The sequence below is a fragment of the Sediminibacterium sp. genome (assembly GCF_051860225.1).
Classification (GTDB): domain Bacteria; phylum Bacteroidota; class Bacteroidia; order Chitinophagales; family Chitinophagaceae; genus Sediminibacterium.
Genome location: NZ_JBHYEI010000002.1, coordinates 126,169 through 150,950 on the forward strand (window position 1 = coordinate 126,169; position 24,782 = coordinate 150,950).

Below are 24,782 nucleotides of genomic sequence, written 5' to 3' on the forward strand. Positions count from 1 at the left end.
TGAATTTATGAATTCAATTGATACCAGTCTTGCATTGCTTCTACTAAGCTGGTATTATCTTGTTCTGAGCCTACCGTTACTCTTAAACAATCATTACATAATTGAACGCTACTTCTGTCTCGTAAAACAATTCCTTTAGTTAATAAAAACTCATACACTTTTCTAGCATCCTTAATCTTAACTAATAAAAAATTAGCGTCAGAAGGATATACTTCTTGTACAGTAGGCATTGTTTTAAAAACATCTGCTAATGCATCGCGCATATCTACTAGTAAACGTATCATATCATTCACCTGACCAACTTCCTCTAAAGCTTTCAAGGCTAACTCTTGTGTTGATTGATTTATATTATAAGGGGGTTTCACTTTATTGAGCACTTCATTAATGGCAGTAGAAGCAAAAGCCATCCCCAACCTTAATCCTGCTAAGCCCCAAGCTTTACTAAATGTTTGCAAAACAACCAAGTTGGGATACTCGGTTAATTCTTGAACAAATGATTTTTGTTTAGAAAAATTAATGTAGGCTTCGTCTATCACAACAATACCCTTAAAATTATTCAGTATGGTTTCAATATCTAATCGGTTAATTGAGTTCCCGGTAGGGTTATTAGGTGAACAGATCCAAATCAATTTCGTATGCTTATCAATAGCTTGCTCTATCTCAACAAGATTTAACTGAAAGTTGGGCAACAAAGGAATTTTCTTTAACTCCACATCATTAATATGTGCACTCACTTCATACATTCCATAAGTTGGAGGGCAGATAATTACATTGTCTTTTGAAGGAGTACAAAAACTCCTGTACAATAAATCGATGCATTCATCACTACCGTTACCCAAGAAAATATGTTCTGCTGCAATTCCTTTTACAACTGCTAATTTATTTTTTATAGCAACTTGATGTGGATCGGGATAACGATTGTACCATTTTGACAAAGGAGAGCCCAAGCTATTTTCATTAGCATCTAAAAAGACTTTTGCGTCCCCACTAAATTCATCTCGAGCAGAGGAATAGGGAGATAATTGAGCAATATTGGGTCTAATAAGTTCATTTAAATTAAACAACATAACATTCTATTTAAGTCTTATTCTAACTGCTTCTGCATGTGCTTGAAGGCCTTCTGCCTCTGCCATGGTTTCAACAGTCTTAGCAATTGCAGTTAATCCTTCCTTGGTTAATTGCTGAAAAGTAATTTTTTTAACAAAGCTATCTACACTTACACCACTATACATTCTAGCATAGGCATTCGTTGGTAAAGTATGATTGGTTCCACTGGCATAATCGCCAACTGATTCAGGAGAATAATTACCAATAAATACAGAACCAGCATTTGAAATTTGTTCTGCAATTTCATTTGCATTTTGGCATGCTATAATCAAATGTTCAGCTGCATACTCATTCACTAATTCTACCGCATCAGATATACTACTCATTAAAACTGCCCGACTGTTTTGAAGTGCTTTTAAAGCCAACTCTTTTCTAGGCAAAAGTGCTAATTGGCTTACTAATAATTGGTTTACTTCATCAATTAATTGTTTAGAAGTGCTAACCAATAAAACTTGACTGTCTGCGCCATGCTCCGCCTGACTTAATAAATCAGCTGCAACATAATCAGGAATTGCAGAATCATCTGCTAACACACATACTTCGCTAGGACCTGCAGGCATATCAATCGAAATTCCACTTAACTGAACCATTTGTTTGGCAGCAGTTACATATTGATTTCCCGGTCCAAAAATTTTATACACAGCAGGAACTGTTTCGGTTCCGTAAGCCATTGCTGCAATTGCTTGTACTCCACCTATTTTGAACAACAGTTTAATACCAACTAAGTTAGCCGCGTAAATGATTGCAGGGTGTAAATCTCCATTTTTATTAGGAGGGGAACAAAGAATGACCTGTTTACATCCAGCTATTTGTGCTGGGATCCCCAACATTAAAATGGTTGAAAATAATGGAGCAGATCCTCCAGGAATATATAATCCCACTTTATCTATCCCTACTGATTTGCGCCAGCAAGATATGCCCGGCATAGTTTCAATTGGCAACCCTTGACTTACTTGTGTTAAATGAAACTTTCGAATATTCTTTGCTGCTGTTTCAATAGCTTCTTTTAGGTCTAAGTCCAGTTGTAATTGGGCATTACGTATTTCAGCTTCAGTAACTTGAAAACCTTCTAAGCTAACTCCATCAAACTCCAATGTATATTGGCCTATAGCCTTATCCCCCCCTTGCTTGACTCCGTTTAAAACAGCAGCAACTTTGTCATTCAGGTCATTATAATCAGCAACAGGCCTTTTTATAATAGCTTGCCAGCTGGATTTTTCAGGAAATTGAATAATATTCATCATAATTTAAATAATCATTTTCTCAATTGGAACAACCAAGATACCTTCTGCGCCAGCCGCTTTTAATTGCTCAATAATATTCCAAAAATCATTTTCATTTAACACACTGTGTACACTACTCCAACCTTCTGTTGCCAACGGCAATACAGTAGGACTTTTCATACCTGGTAATAACCCAATAATTTCATCTAACTTATTATTAGGAGCATTCAACAATATATACTTATTGTTTTTTGCTTTTTTAACAGACTGAATACGAAAAATAAGTCTTTGTAATAATTGCTGCTGTAGATCATTCAATAAATTGTTTTTAATTAATACAGCCTGCGACTCAAAAATCACTTCCACTTCTTTTAACCCATTCATAAAAAGCGTAGATCCACTGCTCACTAAATCACAAATTGCATCAGCTAACCCTATACCTGGAGCAATTTCTACACTACCGCTGATTTCGTGAATTTCGGCTTCAATTCCTTTTGTTTTTAAAAAATCAGCTACAATTACAGGGTAACTGGTCGCAATTTTTTTATTCTGCAAAAACTGAGCATTTTCATACACTTCATTTCTTTGGACAGCCATACTGAGTCTACACTTACCAAATCCAAGTTTTTCCTCAATTTCTACTTTTTTGTTTTTTTCAAAAACCACGTTCTCACCAACAAATCCAATATCAGCAACTCCATCCTCTACGTATTGCGGGATATCGTCGTCTCGCAAGAAAAACACTTCAATCGGAAAATTAGTTGCATCTGCTTTTAACTTGTTGACCCCATTGCTGATATCTATCCCACATTCCTTCAACAAACGCATAGAATCATCGTGCAATCTTCCACTCTTTTGAATGGCCAATCTCAATTTGCTGTTTTGATTATTATTTTTCATATTTATTTTTTACTGATGTTAAGACAAAAAAAAAGCTTACCGGGTGGTAAGCTAGTGTTTAATATATTAGTACAAATACACCGATGCCTACCCTTTGGGATGCATATGATGGTGATGTATATGTAGGCTCTTTATCATTGAGTTGCAAAATTAAGTCGCTATTTCAATAATGACAAATATTTTTTCAGGATCTACCTTAAGCTGAATTTACTAGCCTATTTATTGGTAATTTGAGTTGCATTGATTTGCCTAAATAAATTAATCGAATATGAAAATGATTAAACATTGCTTAATTGCATTAACACTAATGATTAGTGCAAAACTGGTTATTGCCCAAGATGCAGCCAATTACCAAACCCCACCTAAAGTAATTGAAGACCTATTACTTGCTAAACCTACCCCATCAGTAAGCATAGATGGCAAAGCCATTTGGATGCTACTTTCTGAAAGAAATTCTTATCCTACCGTTGAAGAATTGGGACAACCTGAAATTAGGGTTGCTGGCTTAAGACTTAACCCCAATAATTTTTCACCTAGCAGACAAACATTTATAAACAACTTCTTACTCAAAAATTTAAAAGAGAATAAAGTTTATGCTATCTCTGGGTTACCAGCAAATTTATTGGCTGGATCAGTAACATGGAGCCCTTCTGAAAATAAAATTGCATTTACCCATACCAGTAACAGCAAAGTTGAATTGTACGTAATTGATGTTGCTACCAAAAAAGCCAGTTTAGTTAGTAAAAAAGCACTCAATACTGTTCTAGGCAGCCCATATACATGGATAGACGATAATACCATTCTATATAAATCTACCGTATCAGTAGCTGCAAATGCACCTAAAAAACCCATCACTCCAAAAGGACCAACCATTCAACAAAGCCTAGGAAAAGCAGCTCCTAGCCCCACTTATCAAGATTTGATTAAAAGTCCTTACGATGAGCAACTATTTCAATTTTATGCTACAGCACAATTAATTTTAAATAAAAATGGTGTCGAAACGCTTTCTGGCAATCCTTGTATTTTAAGTAGTTTCAGCTTATCACCCGATAAAAAATATTTATTACAAAAACAGCTGCAACAACCCTTCTCTTATTTAGTTACAGCCAACGGATTTCCTTCAAAAATGTTGGTTACCGATTTAACAGGTAAAAAAGTAAAAGTTTTAGCTGAATTACCTTCTACTGAGGGCACCCCTTCGGGCTATGATAATACACAAAATGTGCCTAGAAGTTTTGATTGGAGGGATGATGAAGCTGCTACTATTACATGGGCTGAACCACTAGACAGTGGACTAATTAAAAAACAAGCTGAATATAGAGATGCCATTTATGCAATATCAGCTCCATTTGATGGAAGTGCTAAACTCCTTTTTAAAACTAAATTAAGATATGGAGGAACTACTTGGGGAAATGAAAATATTGCTTTAGTGAATGAGATTTCAAGGAGTAAACAATTAATAAGAGTTAATTTATTCAATAGTAGTAAAGGAAGTATAGAGTTACTGTTTGAGAGAAATCAAACAGATGCTTACGGAAACCCTGGATCACCAGTAACTAGCAAAAATAAATACGGTCGTGATGTGATTACCACGATTGATAATGGTTCAAAATTATTAATGAATAACACTACAGGTTCTTCTCCTAAAGGGGATTTACCATTTTTAGCAAAGTTTGATTTAACCACAAAACAAAATGAAATAATTTGGAGATGTAATGAAGGTATATATGAATATATTGTCGACGTTTTGGATGCCAACAATCTAACCCTATTAAGTAGAAAAGAGTCTCAAAAAGAAGTACCCAATTATTATATTAAAAATCTTAAGCTCAAAATAGCCGATCAAGCAATTACCAATTTCACTAATCCATATCCCGCTTTAGATGGGGTTATTAAAGAAAAAATAAAATATAAAAGAGCAGATGGTGTAGACCTAACTGGTGATCTTTATTTACCTGCTGGGTACACAAAAGAGAAAGGGCCTTTACCATTAGTTATTTGGGCTTATCCAAGAGAGTTCAACTCTGCGGCAGATGCAGCGCAAATAAGAGGTAGTAAAGATAGATTTACTACTTTAAGTTGGGGATCACCAATTTATTACGTAACACAGGGATATGCTGTTTTAGATAATGCAGAAATGCCCATTGTTGCATCAGGAAAAGACAAAAAACCAAATGATAATTTTATTGATCAATTAAAATTGAATGCTGAATCAGCCATTATTCATTTAACGGATTTAGGTATTGCGGATAAAAACAAAATAGCTGTGGGTGGCCATAGTTATGGAGCTTTTATGACCGCAAATTTATTGGCACATACGAATTGGTTTAAAGCTGGAATTGCCCGAAGTGGGGCATATAATCGGACTCTTACACCATTTGGCTTTCAAAATGAAGACAGAACCTATTGGCAAGCTCCGGAATTATATAATGCAATGAGTCCTTTTAGCTATGCTGATAAAATAAAGACACCTATTTTATTAATTCATGGTGAGGCAGACGATAACACAGGAACTTATCCTATTAATAGTGAAAGATTATTTGCTGCTATAAAAGGAAATGGTGGAACAGTAAGATTTGTATACTTGCCATATGAAGCACATGGATACAGAGGCAAAGAGAATGTGTTACATACACTTTGGGAACAATTTCAATGGTTGGAGAAATATGTGAAGGGTACTAAATAAGATATTTACAAAATCAATGATTAATAATAAAAAGAGTCTCAAAAAATGAGACTCTTTTTTTATATCCTCATTAATTCCTTTTCTTTCTGCTTGCATTGAAGTAGCATGGCAAACACAATCGAAACAATCCATCCACAAATGGAAAAACCTATTGCCCTAGAAAGATAAATTGGGTTACGCAATTTCACTTGAATAATCCAGTCTCCAATAGGAATATATTGCTCATGAACTATACCGGTTGAAAAATTAGTTCTGTTTTCACTAAATAATGGAATATACTTTTTCCCTGTTTGTTGCTTCTTTACTTGATAAAAATAGGTTTCATTCATACCCGTACTGTCTAAGCCGAGCAATCCAACAAAATTTTCTTTCTTAATGATAACAGCAGAATAACCCCACAGCGAATCATGTTGAATAATTGGATACCTGCCCACAAAACCAACTCCGCCTTGTTTTAATTTGAAAGGGCCTTCAAAATGAAGATTATTCAAACTAGATGACACCATTATTTCTCTGATATGCTCACTATCCGTTCTTAAATCATACCCTATTGATTGTTCATTTCCTTTTAATGGATAGGTTTCAACAATTACCATATCTCTAACCAATTGGATTGCATCTAAATATTGATTCTGTTTAATTAAAGCTTTTGCCACTTCTTCAAAATGGTCTTTTATCAAGTCATGCTCTATAAGCAGCGCCACCATACTGGTTGCATTGATACTTTGGCTTAAAGATGATTCAATACGCTGTTTTAAATTCGAACACTCATTTTTAACCAACTGAATTTCTCTATTTTTTTCTATAGAATATATATTCCAAGCAACTACCTGGCTCAGTATAATACAAATTATAAAAAACCAGATAGTTGAATATTTTCTAAAGTTCAAAAAGGACAACATTTTACAAAAGGCTCGTTTAATTTAGTAGCTATAAGGTATGTAAAAAAAATCAAACGAACCACTTATTTAATAACCTAGTCCCCAATCTCTCCCTTTTAAAACAGCTGGTACACCTTCAGCAATCCATTTAGCAGGTTTATCTCCTTTCAGTAAATAATCAAAAAATTGTTGTTCTCGAATTTGAATATCTTTTCTGTTTCTACGCTCTACTAAATTATGATCTTCATTATTATAATTCAACATCCATACTGGTTTTCCTAGTCTACGAAGTGCAGTAAACATTTCAATACCCTGATACCAAGGAACTGCTCCATCCGCATCATTGTGCATAATCACTACTGGCGTTTTAACTTTAGGAAAATGGAACAATGGAGAATTTTCAATATATAAGTTTGGCTTTTCCCATAAAGTAGCCCCAATTCTGCTTTGTGTTTTTTCATACTGAAACTGTCTGTTCAAACCAGTACCCCAACGGATTCCACCATAAGCACTGGTCATATTGGCAACAGGTGCACCGGCCCATGCTGCAGCATATAAATTGGTGCGAGTAATTAAATGTGCAATTTGATATCCTCCCCAACTTTGACCCTGTAGTCCTAATTTAGTGCTATCTACATAACCTTTAGCAACCAAAGCCCTTGTTCCACTAACGATATAATCAAAAGCACTTTGACCAGGATAACCTGTCTTGTACCAAATATCTGGTACAAATACAATATACCCTCTACTTACAAAAAACGAAATATTTAATCTAGAGGGAGTTGGCGCTGGAGCATTATATCCATATAATCCATCACTACTTCTCTCATAGAAATAAGCAATCATAGGATACTTCTTCTTTGGATCAAAATCTTCTGGCTTATAAACAATGCCTTCAGCAATTTTACCAGTATATGCTTTCCATGTAAACAATTCCGCAGTTCCCCAGTTATATTCAGCTTGTTGCGGATTGGGCTGATGCAACGACTGGGCAGTTTGAACATTTTGCATAATTGATTTGGCATTCCAATCAATCACTGCAATATTAGCAGATCGTTGAAAAGTCTCTGTTCCAAAACTTATTACTGCAGCATCTTTGGCTTTAGTTACAGCCGAAATTCGCAAAGGCAAAGTAGCATTTGAAGCATTTAATTCAAACAAAGTACCCATCACATATGTCTTCAATCCACTCCCCTTATTTATTCTATTAAACACACTAAGTAGCAAAGTCTGATTTGGTTTAATAAATCGATCTTCGCGATCTAAATTAATATTTCTTAGTATAAGATTATTTTTTCTACCAACACCCCCTGTAATATTGATGGAAGACTTGGTTCCCATTGGATCAATTTGCCAAATATCAAATTGATCATAAATCAAAAATGATTCATCATTTTCTAACCATCCAACCAAACCATAAGCATTTGGATCGTCTGGAACATCGTTTTCTACATCATATAATGGCAATTTAATATCAGCAGCAACAGAAGTCATTTTTTTAGCTTCGCTGTTGTACGCACTGTATTTTCTTTTTACTTCATCATAAATAACTAAATATTTACCAGTTGATGAAGGATAAGTATTGCCTTTAAAATTGGATAGTAATAATTGCTTTTGCCCAGTCAATGGATTGATGGCATATAAGTCTGCAAAAGATGCGCCCTGCCATTGAGATGCAATTCTTTTTCCTTCATCAACTACCCCATAAAACACAGTACCATCGCCTTCATTGGTTTGTATGATATTTCTAAATGCAGGACTTCCAATTTGAACAACTGACCCTTTTTCAAAATCGAATTTGGCTAAATAAGCACGATTGAGTTCTTGTTGCAAATTGCGCAACTGCAAAGGCTGTAAATAATCGTCTTTATAATGCCAAACATCAACACTAACTCTCTCAAATTCAGGCGTAATAGTGTCTTTAACAGGTAAAATTGGGGATGTGCCAAAAAACAAACGAGTACCAGATTTACTAAAGCTTATAGCTTGTGCATTCTCGCTTAAAGTGTAATTAGCAGGCATCCCACTGGTATTCTTTTGCACCAATAGAACTGCACTATCAGCACCATTTTTGTGATAATATAATTTATAAAATTTTTGTAATGATTTAGCACTACTATCTCTTTCTGCAATAAATGCCAATTGATTGCCCACTTCATCCATTCTATACCCTTTGGCATCATTAAAACCAGTTAACACAACAGTTGATTTTTTATTGAGTAAGTCAACTTTTATTACCTGAGGCTTTACTTTGGTATCGCCCGTTTTTTTGGTAGTTTCAAATAATAAAATATTCCCTTTTTTATTAAAGAAATACTCACTCACCAAATTGTAAACAATTGTATCCCCAGTTAATAAATTTTGTACTATTAAGTCTGTACCTTCTTCAAAAGGTTCTGCTGCAGCTCTTGGTGTAGGGGGAGCAACGGGCGCAGTTGGCTTAGTCGTGCTATCGGTTTGACCAGCTCTTGGAGTAGGAGCTAATGGCTTTTTCTCTAAATGATAAGCTAGAAATTGAGCTTGTTCATCTGCAATTTTAAAACTCTTTACCTGAGCTACTTTTGTAATTTTCCCAGACATTAAATCTACAATTGCCAATGAATCCTTTGGCATTTCTTCAGGACGCTTCTTTTTAATTTTAGCCTCTCTGGTATCTTTAAAAAAAGGCTTAATTCTACAAATTAAAAAACGACTATTGTCGGTTATATTAGCATTGTACCCTCTTTCAATCTCAGCTACATTTGAACCATCTTTTTTCTTGATGTACAAAAGTCCATCGCCCTCCTGAGGCACAACAGTAAATGCGATATAATTACCATTATTACTCATTAAACGATCAGCAATATTCTGCCAACCGTCATACACACTATGATCCAAAGGTTTTTTTTGAGCATAGCTAATAATGCCTAGAAACATAAAAAGAATAAATGGGGTGATTCTCATGTTGATATTATTTTTGAATATTCCGAAGATAATTAAACAATAGCCAAAACCTATTGTTGATGATAGGTATTTGATAAATGGATGAATTATGAAACGTTTTCTTTTTTTATTGGTTACTCTTTATTCTTTTTTGCAATTAAACGCTCAAAACACAGGCATATACTCTGGAATAATTTTAGATAAACAATTACAAAAACCTGTACAAGGCGCAGTCGTAAAGCTGGTACAATTAGACAAATCAGTGGTAACAGATAGTGCAGGTAGGTTTCAATTTACCCAAATTAAATCAGGATATTATACATTCATTTTCAGCGCATTAGGATATACAACTCAATCTAAATTCAATATAACCATTGCCAGTGGAAACGAAAATACAATGGTAATAGAATTAGAATCTGCTATTCAAGAATTAGCCTCAGTAACTGTGAATAGCACCAATAGAAATAAATCGGCTAAAGCGGCTACTTTAGAAACACCTTTAAGTGTTCAAAGATTAACAAGCGAAGAAATTAAAGCCAACCCAGGAGGAAATTTTGACATATCAAGGGTAATTCAAGCATTACCTGGTGTAGGTGGTTCGTCTAGTAGTGCCGGATTTAGAAACGATATCATTATTAGAGGTGGGGCTCCAAATGAAAATGTGTTTTACTTAGATGGCATAGAAATACCGGTAATCAACCATTTTGCAACTCAAGGAAGTGCAGGAGGCCCAACTGGAATTTTAAACGTAAGCTTTATAGAAGAAGTAAAATTATCGTCTTCTGCATTTGATGCAAGGTTCGACAATACACTTTCATCGGTTTTTGAGTTTAAACAGAAAAGAGGAAATAGCAACCGAGTTCAGGGTAATATTCGTTTGAGTGGAACAGAATTGGCCACCACTTTTGATGGCCCCATCGGAAAATCGGGTAAAACAACTTTCTTAGCATCAGCTAGGAGAAGTTATTTACAACTACTATTCAAAGCAATTGATTTACCAATCAGACCAAATTATTGGGATTTTCAATATAAAATTTCTCATCAGTTAAGCAAGAAAACAACCTTAACCTTATTAGGTGTTGGGGCGATTGATGAATTTAATTTTGCTGCGCCTAAAGAAGCTACTCCTGAAAAATTGTATGTATTAAATAGCAACCCCTCTATTCAACAATGGAACTATACTATTGGTGCATCTATTAAACACCAGTTAAATAATGGTTATTGGAATTTAGCATTGAGTAGAAATGCATTCAATAACCAATTAGAAAAATACGAAAACAACCTTGGCCCTATTAGAGGCAATAAAACACTTGCATTAAATTCATCAGAAGTTGAAAACAAGCTAAGATTTGATGTAAATCAAAATTTCAATGGCTTCAAATTAAGTTATGGCCTAGTAGCACAATTAGTCTCTTTTTCTAATAACACCAATCAGTTGATCAGCAATGCCATTGTAGACAACAATAATAATATTATTCAACCCGCAGTCAGCAACAATTTCAATAGTAAAATTCAATTTGCTAGAATGGGGGCTTTTACACAATTAGGAAAACGTTTTTTAGATAACAAACTAGGGCTTAGCGCAGGCATCAGATTTGATCAAAATACATTTACAAAAACGGGCATGAATCCATTGAAAACTTTATCACCAAGAATTGCCGCGAGTTATGTAATCACAGATAAAGTCACTTTTAATGCATCGGTAGGCACGTATTTTAAAATGCTTCCCTATACTGCTTTAGGATATAGAAACAACAATAATGAATTAGTTAATAAAAATACTGATTATACCCAAAGCACCCATTATGTTGCAGGATTTGAATATTTACCTTCCTCTTCTACAAGATTTACTTTTGAAGGATTTTACAAGCAATACAGCAATGTGCCTATTAGTGTAAGAAATGGCATAAGTTTATCTAATCAAGGCGCAGACTTTAATGTATTGGGCAATGAAGCGGTTAGTACAACAGGAAAGGGCAAAGCTTATGGGTTTGAATTCTTTGCACAACAAAAATTGACCAATCGCTTTTACGGTGTACTAAGTTATACCTGGTTTGTTAGCAAATACACAAATGCAAATAATTCTTATGCCCCAAGTTCATGGGATAATAGACATTTATTGAGTGCAGTACTTGGCTATAAACTGAAACGAAACTGGGAAATTGGTTTAAAGTTCAGATACCAGGGAGGTGTGCCTTACACGCCATTTGATTTGATTGCTAGCAGACAAAACTATTTAACTCTAGGAACTGGAATTCCTGATTACAATAATATTAATACTCAACGACTAAACGCATTCAATAGTAGTGATATTAGGATAGACAAAAAATGGTATTATAAAAAATTTACGCTGGACTTATTTGTTGATATTACCAATTGGTATTTAGCTAAAAGCCCCGCACAAGCATCCTATACTTTTCAAAGAAATGCAAATAACACAGGCTTTCTTACAACAGATGGACAACCTATTCAAACGAATGGAAGCAATGCCATACCATTTTTGTTAAGTAATAATGAGGCAAATGTTACGCCTACAATAGGATTTATTATTGAATTCTAGTTTTTTGCTTATATATCACTCTAATCATTTGTAATACAACTGATACAATAATTAATGAAACACCATAATAAAAGCTATTAGATAGGTGCTTATTTTCATCAAATAAAATAAATGCCATGATAATGGCATAAACTGGCTCTAAATTTAAACTTAGATTTTGGGTAAATGCAGATACTTTTTTTAAAGAATCTAGCATCAATTGCATTGCAACAATAGTACAAAGCCAACTTAAAATCAATAACCAGCCCCAGTCTGATAAAGTAGGAATCAAGCTCATTTCAGGAAAAAAATATCCATAAATTGGCATCAACAAAGTAAGCACCAATAAGCCTCCGGTAAGCTCGTACAACATTATCACCAAGGGTTCCGTATTATCTACTTGCTTTTTGTTCAGCACTGAAAATAATGCGGCTAAAAATGCAGAAACAATTCCAACGATAATTCCAGTTTGGTATCGTTGATCAAAATGAAAAATGAAATAAATCCCTAACAAACTGATTAAACCTAAACCAACTTCGGCCCATTGAATTTTTTTAGTAACCAATAAGGGTTCTAACAATGCAGTAAATAATCCTGTTGCAGAAAAACAGACCAATCCAATTGATACGTTTGATAATTTAATACTCCCATAAAATGCCACCCAATGCAAGGCAATTAAGCAGCCTATTAATAAAAATCGTATTACAGTAGCTTTAGGAATTTTTGAAGACTTACCCGTTAGTTTGAATAATACCGATAAACTTACTACGGTAATCATGATTCTATACCATACCAAACTCATTTCATTCAAACTAATTAACACCCCTAATATGCCGGTAAATCCTGCTAAAAAAACGGAGATATGTAATTTGATGAGTGCTTGTTTCAAAATAGAATTTAAGTTGCTTTAACCCTTTTGCGATAATTTTTAAACATGCTCTGCCATTGAATACTAATAACCCCCAATACCCCTTCTTTAATGATGCCTTTATTCATTTTACTTACACCAATCTTTCTATCGCGAAATATAATAGGTACTTCTTTAATAATAAATCCTAGCTTCCAAGCGGCAAATTTCATTTCAATTTGAAAAGCATATCCAACAAAAGAAATCATATCAAAATTGATGGCTTCTAAAACTTCTCTCTTATAACAAACAAATCCTGCAGTAGGGTCTTGCACAGGCATCCAAGTTAGCATTTTGGTGTAGAGGGCGCCCCCGCGAGAATACAATTGCCTGTCCCAAGGCCAATTTTCTGTATATCCTCCTTTTACATACCTGCTTCCGACAGCCACTTGTGCGCCATTATATTTACAAGAAGCATACAATCTTTCTAAATCATTCGGGTCATGAGAAAAATCGGCATCCATTTCAAAAATAAATTGATAGCCTTTATTTAAACACCACTTAAATCCATGTATATAGGCTGTACCTAGTCCTAGTTTACCCTTTCGTTCTTCCAAAAATAATTGATTGGGGTAGGATTGAATCAGTTGCTTAACAATTTCGGCTGTTCCATCAGGCGAACCATCATCAATCACTAATATACGGTAACCTTGATTCAAGGAAAAAACTGCTTGAATAATGGAAGCTATATTATCCTTCTCATTATAGGTAGGTATGATAACAATTTTTTCCAAATTTATTTCTTCAGTAGAGTTCTATTTAAAATTTCAGTAAGCTTTTGTTTGGTATTCATAGCAAAATCACCCTTCATCATCCAATCATAATACTGTGGCTCTTCTTTTAATACCTGTGTAACTGGCTTTCCTTTATGTTTACCAAAATTAAAGACCTCAACGCCATTTTCTTTCACAAATCTTCTTGCAAAGTCTACAATATCGTCTTCTCCGGTAAATTTAACAATGCTTTCTACAGTATCCCCTATTTGAGGGTATCGTTCAATTTGAGCTTCAAGTACTTCCCAAGTAGCGGTTGCGTCTACTTCTGCGCTATGGGCACCATCTAACACTTTATTGCAATAAAACTTATACGCTGCACCTAGTGTTCTTTGTTCCATCATATGAAATACCTTCTGCACATCTACCAACTTTCTACCATCGACAGAAAAAGACACTCCTGCTCTTAAAAACTCTTCAATTAACATGGGCACATCAAAACGATTACTATTGTATCCTCCCATATCACAATTGTCCATGAATTGCTTTATTTCGTTGGCAACCTGTTTAAAACTTGGCGCATCTTTAACCATATCGTCGGTAATACCATGAACATCAGATGCACCAGTAGGAATAGGGATTAGCGGATTAATTAACTTACGCTTTACTTGCCTAGTGCCATCTGGCAAGATTTTTATAATAGCTATTTCAACAATTCTGTCATTACTGATATTAACTCCTGTTGTTTCAAGATCAATAAATGCGATGGGTCTAGTTAAATTTAATTTCATTGTTATCCTTCAGGATGATTATATATAATGTCTTTCGCCAACGAATTTATGTTTAATCCATCATAATTACCACTACTCATAAATAGAATATTTACATCATGATTCGGAATAGTTAATAGCCATTTTTCTAATGTTGCTTTATCATTCATAACAATTAGCCCAGGTTTATCAAAACCCTCTATTACTTTTTCTGCAGGCAGATCAGGCATTTGCTTGATTTCCAATGCATGTTTCGAATAAAATACCACACTTTCATCCAATTCATTCAATGCCCCTTTGTATTCATTCATAAAGTTTACATTCAAACTGCTATAGGTATGCAATTCAAGTATTCCGTACAATTTTCTTTTGGGGAATTGCTGTTTAACCGCTTGAACGGTTGCTTTCACTTTACTTGGTGCGTGTGCAAAATCTCGATAGATACACATTGAATCATTTGACTCTAATAGCTCTAATCTTTTAGCAGCACCAGTAAAGTCTTTCATTGAATGTAAAAAATCTTGAGTTGCAACACCTAATGCAGCACAAGCATAATAAGCAGCTAAGCAGTTCATTAAATTGTGGTTTCCAAATACACTTAATCTTCCTGATTCCGATCCAATTTGAACAGTTGTAACGCCATTTTCAATTTGAAAATTTGGTACATGATAAGGTTGATATTGTATATCATTACGTTTGCATTTTGCAACTAACTCTGCTAAAACTTGATCAGATTCATTGTAAATTAACAACCCACCTTTTTCAATTCGATTGATAAAAATCACAAATTGTTCTAAATAGAATTCAAAAGTGGGAAACACATTAATATGATCCCAAGCTATTCCTGTTAAAATAGCAATATGAGGATATAAAAAATGAAATTTCGGTTTTTTCTCAATGGCACTTGCAGGATATTCGTCTCCTTCGCATACAATTACTGGTGCATCGGTAATATTCACGGACTGTTCAAAGCCAGCCAGTTTTGCTCCTACCAAATAATCGAAAGCCAATTGTTGCTTTTGAAGTACATGCATGATCATGCTAGTAGTGGTAGTTTTACCATGACTTCCTCCTACTACTACTCTCTTTTTTTGCAACGATTCCTTATAAATATATTCAGGGAACGAATAAATATTAAGACCTAAGGACTTAGCTTTCAATAGTTCTGGATTATCTGCACGTGCATGCATGCCTAATATAACAGCATTCAAATCAGATTGAATTTTATCTACATCCCACCCTATTTTCGCGGGTAAAAGTCCAGCATTTTTAAGATTACTTAATGCAGGCTCAAAAATTTCATCATCTGTCCCAGTTACCAAGTATCCTTTTTTATGCAATGCAATGGCTAATTGGTGCATTACACTCCCTCCAATTGAAATAAAATGAACCTTCATACGTTTATATTTAAGGAATTATATACTTTTAACAATATCATTGGCATTTACAGGCTGCATATTCACCTGAATCAATATCTTTGTTTCAGTGCAAAATACAGCTTCTAATACAAAGCTCAACGTATGAAAAAGATCAGCTTCATCATTTTACTTACCGCTTTTACAAGTATTCTTATTAGTTCTTGTGCATCGGTTAAGGGGAAAGGTTGCCCAACTACCAACCCTCGATATTTCAGGGGATAAGCTGTAAATGATTTAATTTTGCAAAAAAATATTTGCATGAATTGGATTTCATTAACAGATATCAATCAATTAGATAGTATTATTCAAGCATCATTTGATACTCCTCAGGTTATTTTTAAGCACAGTACTCGGTGTAGTATAAGTTCTATGGCTCTAAATAGATTAGAAAGAGAGACAGCTCCCACCAATACTGTTTTTTATTATCTTGACTTAATTAAGCATCGAGATATCTCGAATGCAATTGCAGAAAAATTTGATGTTTACCATGAATCACCCCAAGTTCTTGTGATAAATAAGGGAGAATGCATTTATGATGAAAGTCATCAAGGCATCACAATGAATGAGATTGCTGAGCAAGTAGCATAGATTTCAAAAAACTGTTTTATATGCATATTACTGTGTTTGGGGCAACTGGTCAAGTGGGCAAAAGAATTGTTCAACAAGCTTTAAACAATGGTTTTAAGGTAACTGCCTTTGGAAGAAATGTTGAATCTTTAATTGATCAGGACAATTTGAATGAAAATCTGACTGCACAAAAAGGATATCTTTTTGATGAAAAAGACGTTGCTAAAGCAATTGAAAAAGCGGATGTGATTTTTTCTGTATTAGGCGGAGCATCTGATGGTTCAGATAAAACCAGAAGCCTAGGCATAAAACAAATCATCACCCAAATGCAAAAAAAAGGAAAGAGGCGGATTATTGCATTAGGGGGAATGGGGGTATTAAACGCCGAAGACAATACCCTACTGCTTCACGCCGATGACTATCCTAAAGAATATTTAGCCGTGGGCATGGAACATTTAAAAGCATTTGAATTATTGCTAGAAAGCAATTTAGACTGGAGCTTTTTTTGCCCCGCAGATATTCATGATAAAGATGAAACAGGTATTTATATTACTAGCATTAACTATGCACCAGACCCCAACCACTTTAGAATAAATGCCGGAGACTTGGCAATGGCCATGTTAAAAGCTGCCATCAATCAAGAGTATATCCAACAAAGAGTAGGAATCAGTAATTATTAAGCTAGTTCTATAACCATTGCACTAGCCCCTCCACCCCCATTACAAATGCCTGCTGCGCCAATTTTACCGCCTTGTTGTTTCAATACATTAATGAGTGTAACAATTATTCTAGCTCCGCTACAACCCAATGGATGACCAATTGAAACTGCGCCACCATGTGCATTTACTTTTGCAGCGGTTAAACCTAATTTTTGGGTATTGGCAATACCTACTACAGAGAAGGCTTCATTTAATTCAACAAAATCTATATCGTCCATTGATAAGCCAGCTTTTGCAACAGCTTTAGGTATGGCTAAAGAAGGAGTAGTTGTAAACCACTCCGGAGCCTGCTCCGCATCCGCATAAGACTTAATGATTGCCAATGGCTTAACGCCTAACTCTTCTGCTTTTTCCTTGCTCATTAAAACCACTGCAGCCGCGCCATCATTCATGGTGCTTGCATTGGCAGCAGTAACAGTACCATCTTTAATGAATGCAGATTTTAGTTCTGGAATTTTATCGAACTTAACATTAAATGGTTCTTCATCTTTAGAAAAAAGAATCGGATCTCCCTTTCGTTGTGGTATTTCAACAGGAACTATTTCTTCATTAAACCAACCATTATTCCAAGCTAATTGACTTCTTTGATAACTTTCAATGGCAAAAGCATCTTGATCTGCTCTAGAAATATTACACTCTTTTGCACATAATTCTGCAGAATTACCCATAGCATAATTATGATACACATCTGTTAAACCATCTTTTGCCAATCCATCTACTAATGAAACATTCCCATATTTATTACCCCAACGCATATTCGGGCTATAATAAGGAACATTGCTCATGCTTTCCATTCCACCTGCAACAACAATATCTGCATCTCCTAATAAAATAGCTTGTGCACCTTGCGCTATAGCCTTCATTCCACTCGCACAAACTTTATTTACAGTAGTAGCAATTACAGAATCTGGAAGGCCAGCAAATTTTGCCGCTTGTCTTGCAGGAGCCTGACCGGTATTAGCTTGTATTACACAACCCATCAACACTTCATTTACTAGAGCACCATCTATTCCTGCTTTTGCGATAGCACCTTTAATTGCAACAGCACCTAATTGTGTGGCAGAAAAATCTTTCAAACTACCTCCAAAACTTCCGATTGGAGTTCTAACAGCAGAAACAATGTAAACAACTTTAGTAGACATAGTAAATGATTTTGAAGCGCAAAGTTAATAATTTAACTAACATGCGTTAGTTAAATTATTGTTCAATTAATTGAATTCCAGTTTGAGTAAAAGCAATTTTCTTCTGCTTATATAAATTCCCCGTGGTCATTTTAAAAGCTTTCTTGCTCATTCCAAAAAAAGCATAGATATCGGTGGGATCAGACTTGTCGTTGTAGGGGAGATAGCCATTATTCTCTTGTAATAGCCTTAGAATTTTAGCAGTTTCATCTTCAATTTTTGCATATCCTGGTTTACCTAATACCAAATCGATTTTATTATCGGGCCTAATCTTTTTGATAAACCCTTTTACCTTATCGCCAATTTCAAGCGGTTGAAATACTTCATTCCCATGTAAAATGCCGATATGTTTGTTATTGATGATCATAACATACCCTAACTCTGAGGTACGATAAACCAATAAGTCTACCTGGTCCATTTCTTTAACCGTTAATTCCTCATTCCGCATCAGATTCTCTACTTTCTCTGTTGCAGCAACACGTCCAGTCATTTCATCAATATAGAGCATGACTAAGTATTCGCCGCCAAGCCTCATACCAGATACCTGCTTAGAAGCCGGAACAAATAAATCTTTCATGAGCCCCCAATCTAAAAACGCACCTTGCTTTGTTACAGAAACTACTTTCATTTTGGCAATTTCTCCTACTGTAGCTTTAGGTTTTTGGGTAGTTGCAATTAATCGATTATCTGAATCGTGGTATACAAATACTTCAATTTCATCATCAATTTTTAAATTAGAGGGAGCAAACCTTTTTGGCAAAAGAATTCCTTCACCCCCATCCTCAAGATAAAAGCCAAATTCTACTTTTCGATTAACCCTCAATGTATTGTATTGACCCACTTTAACTGGTTCCATAATTCAAATTTAGAATAATTCTGTTTGTGCAGTATCAGCAGGCGGTCTTACTTCCCATTCCATTTCAATACTCTTATTAAAATCAGTCAATTTAGCCCCTACCGCTTTCCATCCCATTACTTCTACCATATTGGCTACTTTAAACTTTGCTTTACGAACCTGCTGTCCTTTTCCGGTTTGCACCACCAAAATAGGTTCTTGTTCAGTTGTAACTGCTTCTAAGCGATTATCCTTACCTTCTTTGATAAATACAAATTGGGTCTTTAATGTGGTCGTTTCAATTTTAAACCTTTTGATATTGTATTGGCCCTTATCTGCATCTAGATAAACTGCAGTAATGGTTTTTGCAGGATTAAATTGTTCAATCAAAGCTATTTTCTCTGGTTCAAATCTTTGCGTAATTTCTGTATCAGTTAATTCGTAGGAACCATCATGATAAATTACAATAATCTTTTCATCCTCAAACATACCCAAATATTGGCCTTTCTCTTCTGTATTTAACCTTCCAAATTTATCATCAAACCAAAGTTTTCTACCTGCTAATGTACTTTTGCCCGCCTCTTTTAACTTTACCGTTTTAATAGGATACTTGGTAACCTGATTACCCATACTCCCCCTACCTTTGATTTCTAATTCTTCAAAATAAAAATCAAGTTCTTTAATACGTGCCGTACAGTTGGGACTTAATACAATTTTCAAGGTTTCGGCTTCTCCATTTGGATTTGCAGTTAAATAATGTACTTTACTTTTCTCAGAACCCTTAGTTAAATCGTACTCTTTTTCTCTTGTTACACCAGTTACATTAAAACGCTTAGCGTAACTAACTCCTGATTTACCATCTAAGTAAATCATATTATAAGTAGTACGCTCATCATTCTTTTCAAATATGGCAGCGTGTATAATATCTTTACCAATAAAAGTTTTATCAGACACTTTAACCACTTTCATGATACCCGCTTTAGTAAATGCAATGATATCATCGTAATCGGAACACTCACATAAAAATTCATCTTTCTTAAGTCCTGTTCCAATGAAACCTTCCGCCCTATTAATGTATAATTTGGTATTAGCAATAGCAACCTGTTTTACTTGAATCGTATCAAACTCTTTTATTTCAGTTTTACGTTCCCGACCTTTCCCAAATTTCTTCAACAGATTATCAAAATAAGCAACTGCATAATCAGTCAAGTGTACTAGATGGTTGTTCACTTCTTGAATATCAGATTCTATACCTACTATTTGTTGATTTAATTCATTAATATCTAAACGATAGATTCTTCTAACAGGCTTCTCTGTTAATTTTAAAATATCCTCTCTTTCAATAGGTCTTTTTAATTTCTTTTTAAACGGAGCAAATCCTTTATCAATTGCTTCAATAACATGCTCCCATGTTTCATGTTTTTGCTCTAATTCTTTGTATATTTTTTCCTCAAAGAATATTTTTTCTAATGAAGTATAATGCCATTTATCTTCTAACTCACCGAGTTTAATTTGCAATTCACGTTGTAATAAATTTTTGGTGTTATCGACAGAGCTACGCAGTAACTCTTGCACGCCCATAAACCTAGGTTTATTGTTTTCGATAACGCAAGCATTAGGAGAAATGCTTACCTCACAATCAGTAAATGCATACAATGCATCAATGGTAATATCAGGTGAAATACCCACCGCTAAATCAATATGAATTTCAACTTCTTTAGCTGTAACATCCGTTACTTTTTTAATCTTGATCTTTCCTTGTTCATTCGCTTTAGTGATACTTTCCATCAATTGAGTGGTAGTAACACCATAAGGCACATCTCTAATCACCAAAGTCTTCTTGTCTAACTCTTCAACATGTGCTCTAACCCTTACTTTGCCCCCTCGTTTTCCCTCGTTATACCCAGAAACATCTATCATTCCCCCAGTTTGAAAATCTGGGTATAATTCAAATTTCTTGCCTCTTAAATATTTAATAGAAGCATCAATCAATTCACAAAAATTATGAGGTAAAATTTTAGTTGATAATCCAACCGCAATTCCATCTGCTCCTTGCGCTAATAGCAAAGGAAACTTCATTGGCAAATTTACTGGCTCATTTTTACGTCCGTCATAACTCAATTGCCATTCAGTTGTTTTTGCATTGAATGCCACTTCAAGCGCAAACTTAGATAAACGTGCTTCTATATAACGAGATGCAGCGGCAGAATCGCCGGTTCTTACATCACCCCAGTTTCCCTGGGTTTCAATTAATAAATCTTTTTGACCTAAATTAACCAAAGCATCTCCAATACTCGCATCCCCATGTGGGTGGTATTGCATACTTTGACCAATAATATTAGCCACTTTATTAAATCTTCCATCATCCATTTCTTTCATGGAATGTAGAATCCTTCTTTGTACTGGCTTAAGGCCATCTTCTAATGCGGGCACAGCTCTTTCTAGTATTACATAAGATGCATACTCTAAGAACCAGTTTTTATACTGCCCTTGAACCCCGGTTTCATTTTCGAAAACCCTTCTATCAATATTCTCTTTAGCCATGCGTTAATTTAATTCTACAATCTAAATATGTCTTCTACTAAACAACCGACAATTGTACGGTTAACTCTTTCCAGCCTTTTGAAAAATCTCCATGAATGGTCACCAATCCTTGGTTAGCTAATTCTCTTAATCGCCAAACCAAGAAAGCATCACCAGTTTGAACCGGCATTTTACTTAATGCTGCAGAAATTATTTTAGCTAATTTTTGTGCATCTTTTGTAACATGTACGAGTAAAGATTTATCAAAGAAATTCACTTCTTTACTTGAAATTTTCTTCCCACCTTCTAAAAACCGAACCATTGCATTTTCTGCACATATTTTTTTCCATTCATCTGGGTCTAATTCAAATTCACTTAACGTAATAGGCCTTGCTAACTTTTTTGCTTTTAAAAATTCTTTAGGTTGAATTTCGTACAGATGAGTAGGATAAAAAATACTTCCCTTTTCATTAAAAAATGGAAGATTATTTAAATATAAAACCTGAATTCTTCCGGCAAATGCAGACAGTTGGCTCATTAGCCAATAATATCCAGTAACATCATGTGCATTTTGTCCCATCCAAATCCAAAGTTCTTCCGCTTCATTTTGGGTTAACTCATTTATAAGATTATGAACGGTTAATTTATCGTCCACAATATCCAGTTGATTTTCATATGGTGAAAACTGAAGAACCGTTTTCCACCAATCACGTCGTGCCTGATACCCTTCGGTTTCATAAATTCGCTCTACTGGCCCCACTGCAAAATCATCTTTTATTTCCAAAATTTCCCCTTGTAACAACTCGTCCAATTCCATAGCTGTTTGCAAAGCTTTTACATTGGCTGTTTCAAAAACAATATGAATCATCTATTCTATTTTTAATCAATTAAATCCAATTCAACGCGTAGGTTATTAATGATAAAGTCTTGTCTTTCCATGGTATTTTTTCCCATGTAATAACCCAAAAATTCTTGAATATGGTCTCCCTGTTCAAGAATAACAGGCTGCAAGCGAATATCCCTTCCTATAAATCGGCCAAACTCTTCTGGAGAAATTTCACCCAACCCTTTAAATCGAGTAATTTCAGGTTTATTTCCCAGTTTTTTTGTAGCTGCCTGCTTTTCTGTTTCATCATAACAATAAATAGTTTCTTGCTTATTCCTAACCCTAAATAAAGGCGTCTCTAAAATATACACATGCCCTTTTTTTACTAGGTCTGGAAAAAATTGTAAAAAGAAAGTCATTAATAACAATCGAATATGCATACCATCTACATCGGCATCCGTAGCTATTACTATATTGTTATAGCGGAGTCCTTCTAAACCATCTTCAATATTTAATGCATGTTGTAATAAATTAAATTCTTCGTTTTGGTAAACCACTTTTTTGGTCTCTCCAAATGAATTCAAAGGTTTACCCCTTAAGCTAAAAACCGCTTGTGTGTCCACATTTCTACTCTTGGTAATACTTCCACTAGCACTGTCTCCTTCAGTAATAAATATGGTAGTATCCTTTTGAATAGCAATAAATGCTTCTTTATTTTTTGCAGGCAGCTCATCGTTTAAATGAACTCTACAATCACGCAATTTCTTATTGTGCAAATTGGCCTTCTTGGCTCTTTCATTCGCCAACTTTTTAATACCGGCCAACTCTTTTCTTTCTCTTTCGTTTTGCTCAATCCGCTTTTTTAAGGCATCTGCTGTGGCAGCATTTCGATGTAAGAAATTATCCAATTGTTTCGCCAAAAAGTCTAATACAAAAGACTTCATACTTTGCCCACCTTCTGCAATATTTTGGGACCCTAACTTAGTTTTTGTTTGGCTCTCAAATACTGGCTCTTGCACTCTTACAGAAACTGCAGCAACAATACTCGTTCTTATATCAGATGCATCATAATCCTTTTTATAAAAATCTCTAATCACTTTTACATATGCCTCTCTAAATGCCTGTTGATGCGTTCCACCCTGTGTGGTATATTGACCATTTACAAATGAAAATATATCTTCCCCATAATCATTATTATGAGAAATTGCCACTTCTATATCGTCACCTTTTAAATGAATGATAGGATATCTTAACTCATCTGGATTTGTTTTGCGTTGTAATAGATCTAACAATCCATTCTTACTGACATATTTTTTGCCATTAAAATGCATGGCAAGACCTGCATTTAAATAACAATAATTCCAAAGCTGGTTATCTAAATATTCATGAATAAAATGAAAATTTCTAAAAACGGTATCGTCTGGAGTAAATACCACCAAAGTACCATTTGGCTCATCGGTTTTTACTTCTTTATGATCTTTAACCAATTCCCCTTTTTCAAACTCAGCTGTTTTGCATTTACCCTCTCTAAAAGAAGTAACTAAAAAATGACTACTAAGCGCATTTACCGCCTTGGTACCCACTCCATTCAAACCAACACTTTTTTGGAAGGCTTTGCTATCATATTTAGCACCAGTATTGATTTTGCTAACTACATCAATAACTTTACCCAATGGTATACCACGGCCATAATCTCTAACGGTAACTGTTTTACCCTCAATGGTCAATTCTACTTGCTTTCCGTGCCCCATGGTGTATTCATCAATACAGTTATCAATAACTTCTTTAATGAGCACATAAATTCCATCATCTGCTGCAGAACCATCCCCTAGCTTTCCAATATACATTCCTGGGCGTAAACGAATATGTTCTTTCCAATCTAATGACCGGATGGAGTCTTCATCGTACCTGACCAAATTCTTGTCTTCTGCCATATTTCCTATTTAATATCCTTATTGCTTACGGCAAATCTAAGTCCCTCAAATCTCAGCCCAATTTTTCTTTTCTACAAATGCCGATTATATGTGGATAAATAGCTGTTTTTGGTGGATTTTATATGCCAAAT

General features: G+C 34.8%; 18 protein-coding genes. 4 read left to right on the forward strand and 14 right to left on the reverse strand.

Translation table 11 applies throughout. The annotated features are described in order from the left end of the window. Positions 1-5: 5 nt before the first annotated feature. From hisC to hisG, 3 genes are read right to left on the reverse strand one after another with little or no spacing between them, the layout of a single operon-like run. Positions 6-1,067, reverse strand: a complete 1,062-nt coding sequence (gene hisC / locus ACTIEI_RS07400; RefSeq protein ID WP_439505655.1) for a histidinol-phosphate transaminase — start codon at positions 1,065-1,067, stop codon at positions 6-8. Positions 1,068-1,073: 6 nt separating this feature from the next. Next, positions 1,074-2,351: a histidinol dehydrogenase gene (gene hisD / locus ACTIEI_RS07405; protein WP_439505656.1), complete on the reverse strand. Its 1,278-nt coding sequence runs from the start codon at positions 2,349-2,351 to the stop codon at positions 1,074-1,076. Between the two features lie 3 nt (positions 2,352-2,354). Then, positions 2,355-3,230: an ATP phosphoribosyltransferase gene (gene hisG, locus ACTIEI_RS07410; protein WP_439505657.1), complete on the reverse strand. Its 876-nt coding sequence runs from the start codon at positions 3,228-3,230 to the stop codon at positions 2,355-2,357. 268 nt (positions 3,231-3,498) lie between these two features. On the opposite strand from hisG, the gene ACTIEI_RS07415 reads away from it, so the two are divergent. Next, on the forward strand, positions 3,499-5,916 hold the full coding sequence (locus tag ACTIEI_RS07415; protein WP_439505658.1) for a prolyl oligopeptidase family serine peptidase: 2,418 nt from the start codon (positions 3,499-3,501) through the stop codon (positions 5,914-5,916). Positions 5,917-5,975: 59 nt separating this feature from the next. Here ACTIEI_RS07415 and ACTIEI_RS07420 read toward each other — a convergent pair whose 3' ends face one another. Next, positions 5,976-6,806, reverse strand: a complete 831-nt coding sequence (locus tag ACTIEI_RS07420) for a hypothetical protein (RefSeq protein WP_439505659.1) — start codon at positions 6,804-6,806, stop codon at positions 5,976-5,978. Positions 6,807-6,884: 78 nt separating this feature from the next. Then, positions 6,885-9,740 (reverse strand): alpha/beta hydrolase family protein, encoded by a 2,856-nt coding sequence (locus tag ACTIEI_RS07425; protein WP_439505660.1) that lies wholly within the window; start codon positions 9,738-9,740, stop codon positions 6,885-6,887. Between the two features lie 88 nt (positions 9,741-9,828). Here ACTIEI_RS07425 and ACTIEI_RS07430 point away from each other — a divergent pair, with 88 nt between their 5' ends. Then, complete coding sequence (locus tag ACTIEI_RS07430; RefSeq protein WP_439505661.1) at positions 9,829-12,279, forward strand: TonB-dependent receptor; 2,451 nt, start codon at positions 9,829-9,831, stop codon at positions 12,277-12,279. On the opposite strand, the gene ACTIEI_RS07435 is transcribed toward ACTIEI_RS07430, so the two are convergent. The 4 genes from ACTIEI_RS07435 to ACTIEI_RS07450 are packed head-to-tail and all read right to left on the reverse strand — an operon-like array spanning position 12,266 to position 16,045. Then, complete coding sequence (locus ACTIEI_RS07435; RefSeq protein WP_439505662.1) at positions 12,266-13,147, reverse strand: DMT family transporter; 882 nt, start codon at positions 13,145-13,147, stop codon at positions 12,266-12,268. The genes ACTIEI_RS07430 and ACTIEI_RS07435 overlap by 14 nt on opposite strands. 8 nt (positions 13,148-13,155) lie before the next feature. Beyond that, complete coding sequence (locus tag ACTIEI_RS07440) at positions 13,156-13,899, reverse strand: polyprenol monophosphomannose synthase (RefSeq protein ID WP_439505663.1); 744 nt, start codon at positions 13,897-13,899, stop codon at positions 13,156-13,158. Between the two features lie 2 nt (positions 13,900-13,901). After that, the gene (locus ACTIEI_RS07445; protein ID WP_439505664.1) at positions 13,902-14,669 is read right to left on the reverse strand and encodes an exonuclease domain-containing protein; all 768 of its coding nucleotides are present in this window, start codon (positions 14,667-14,669) and stop codon (positions 13,902-13,904) included. A gap of 2 nt (positions 14,670-14,671) precedes the next feature. After that, positions 14,672-16,045, reverse strand: coding sequence for a UDP-N-acetylmuramate--L-alanine ligase (locus tag ACTIEI_RS07450; RefSeq protein ID WP_439505665.1), 1,374 nt, complete (start codon positions 16,043-16,045; stop codon positions 14,672-14,674). A 279-nt stretch (positions 16,046-16,324) separates the two neighbouring features. On the opposite strand from ACTIEI_RS07450, the gene ytxJ reads away from it, so the two are divergent. Both ytxJ and ACTIEI_RS07460 read left to right on the forward strand, forming a co-directional pair. Then, positions 16,325-16,654: a bacillithiol system redox-active protein YtxJ gene (gene ytxJ, locus ACTIEI_RS07455; RefSeq protein WP_439505666.1), complete on the forward strand. Its 330-nt coding sequence runs from the start codon at positions 16,325-16,327 to the stop codon at positions 16,652-16,654. Positions 16,655-16,674: 20 nt separating this feature from the next. Further along, the gene (locus ACTIEI_RS07460) at positions 16,675-17,313 is read left to right on the forward strand and encodes an NAD(P)-dependent oxidoreductase (RefSeq protein WP_439505667.1); all 639 of its coding nucleotides are present in this window, start codon (positions 16,675-16,677) and stop codon (positions 17,311-17,313) included. On the opposite strand, the gene ACTIEI_RS07465 is transcribed toward ACTIEI_RS07460, so the two are convergent. Genes ACTIEI_RS07465 through ACTIEI_RS07485 form a run of 5 tightly spaced genes read right to left on the reverse strand, consistent with a single transcriptional unit; the run spans position 17,310 to position 24,651 of the window. After that, positions 17,310-18,494 (reverse strand): acetyl-CoA C-acyltransferase, encoded by a 1,185-nt coding sequence (locus ACTIEI_RS07465; protein WP_439505668.1) that lies wholly within the window; start codon positions 18,492-18,494, stop codon positions 17,310-17,312. The genes ACTIEI_RS07460 and ACTIEI_RS07465 overlap by 4 nt on opposite strands. A 55-nt stretch (positions 18,495-18,549) precedes the next feature. Beyond that, positions 18,550-19,389, reverse strand: coding sequence for a CvfB family protein (locus ACTIEI_RS07470; RefSeq protein ID WP_439505669.1), 840 nt, complete (start codon positions 19,387-19,389; stop codon positions 18,550-18,552). A gap of 9 nt (positions 19,390-19,398) precedes the next feature. After that, the gene (locus tag ACTIEI_RS07475) at positions 19,399-21,912 is read right to left on the reverse strand and encodes a DNA gyrase/topoisomerase IV subunit A (RefSeq protein WP_439505670.1); all 2,514 of its coding nucleotides are present in this window, start codon (positions 21,910-21,912) and stop codon (positions 19,399-19,401) included. 37 nt (positions 21,913-21,949) lie between these two features. Continuing rightward, a complete protein-coding gene (locus ACTIEI_RS07480; protein WP_439505671.1) occupies positions 21,950-22,759 on the reverse strand; it encodes a DUF1835 domain-containing protein in 810 nt (269 codons plus the stop codon). An 11-nt stretch (positions 22,760-22,770) separates the two neighbouring features. After that, the gene (locus ACTIEI_RS07485) at positions 22,771-24,651 is read right to left on the reverse strand and encodes a DNA topoisomerase IV subunit B (protein ID WP_439505672.1); all 1,881 of its coding nucleotides are present in this window, start codon (positions 24,649-24,651) and stop codon (positions 22,771-22,773) included. Positions 24,652-24,782 lie beyond the last annotated feature (131 nt).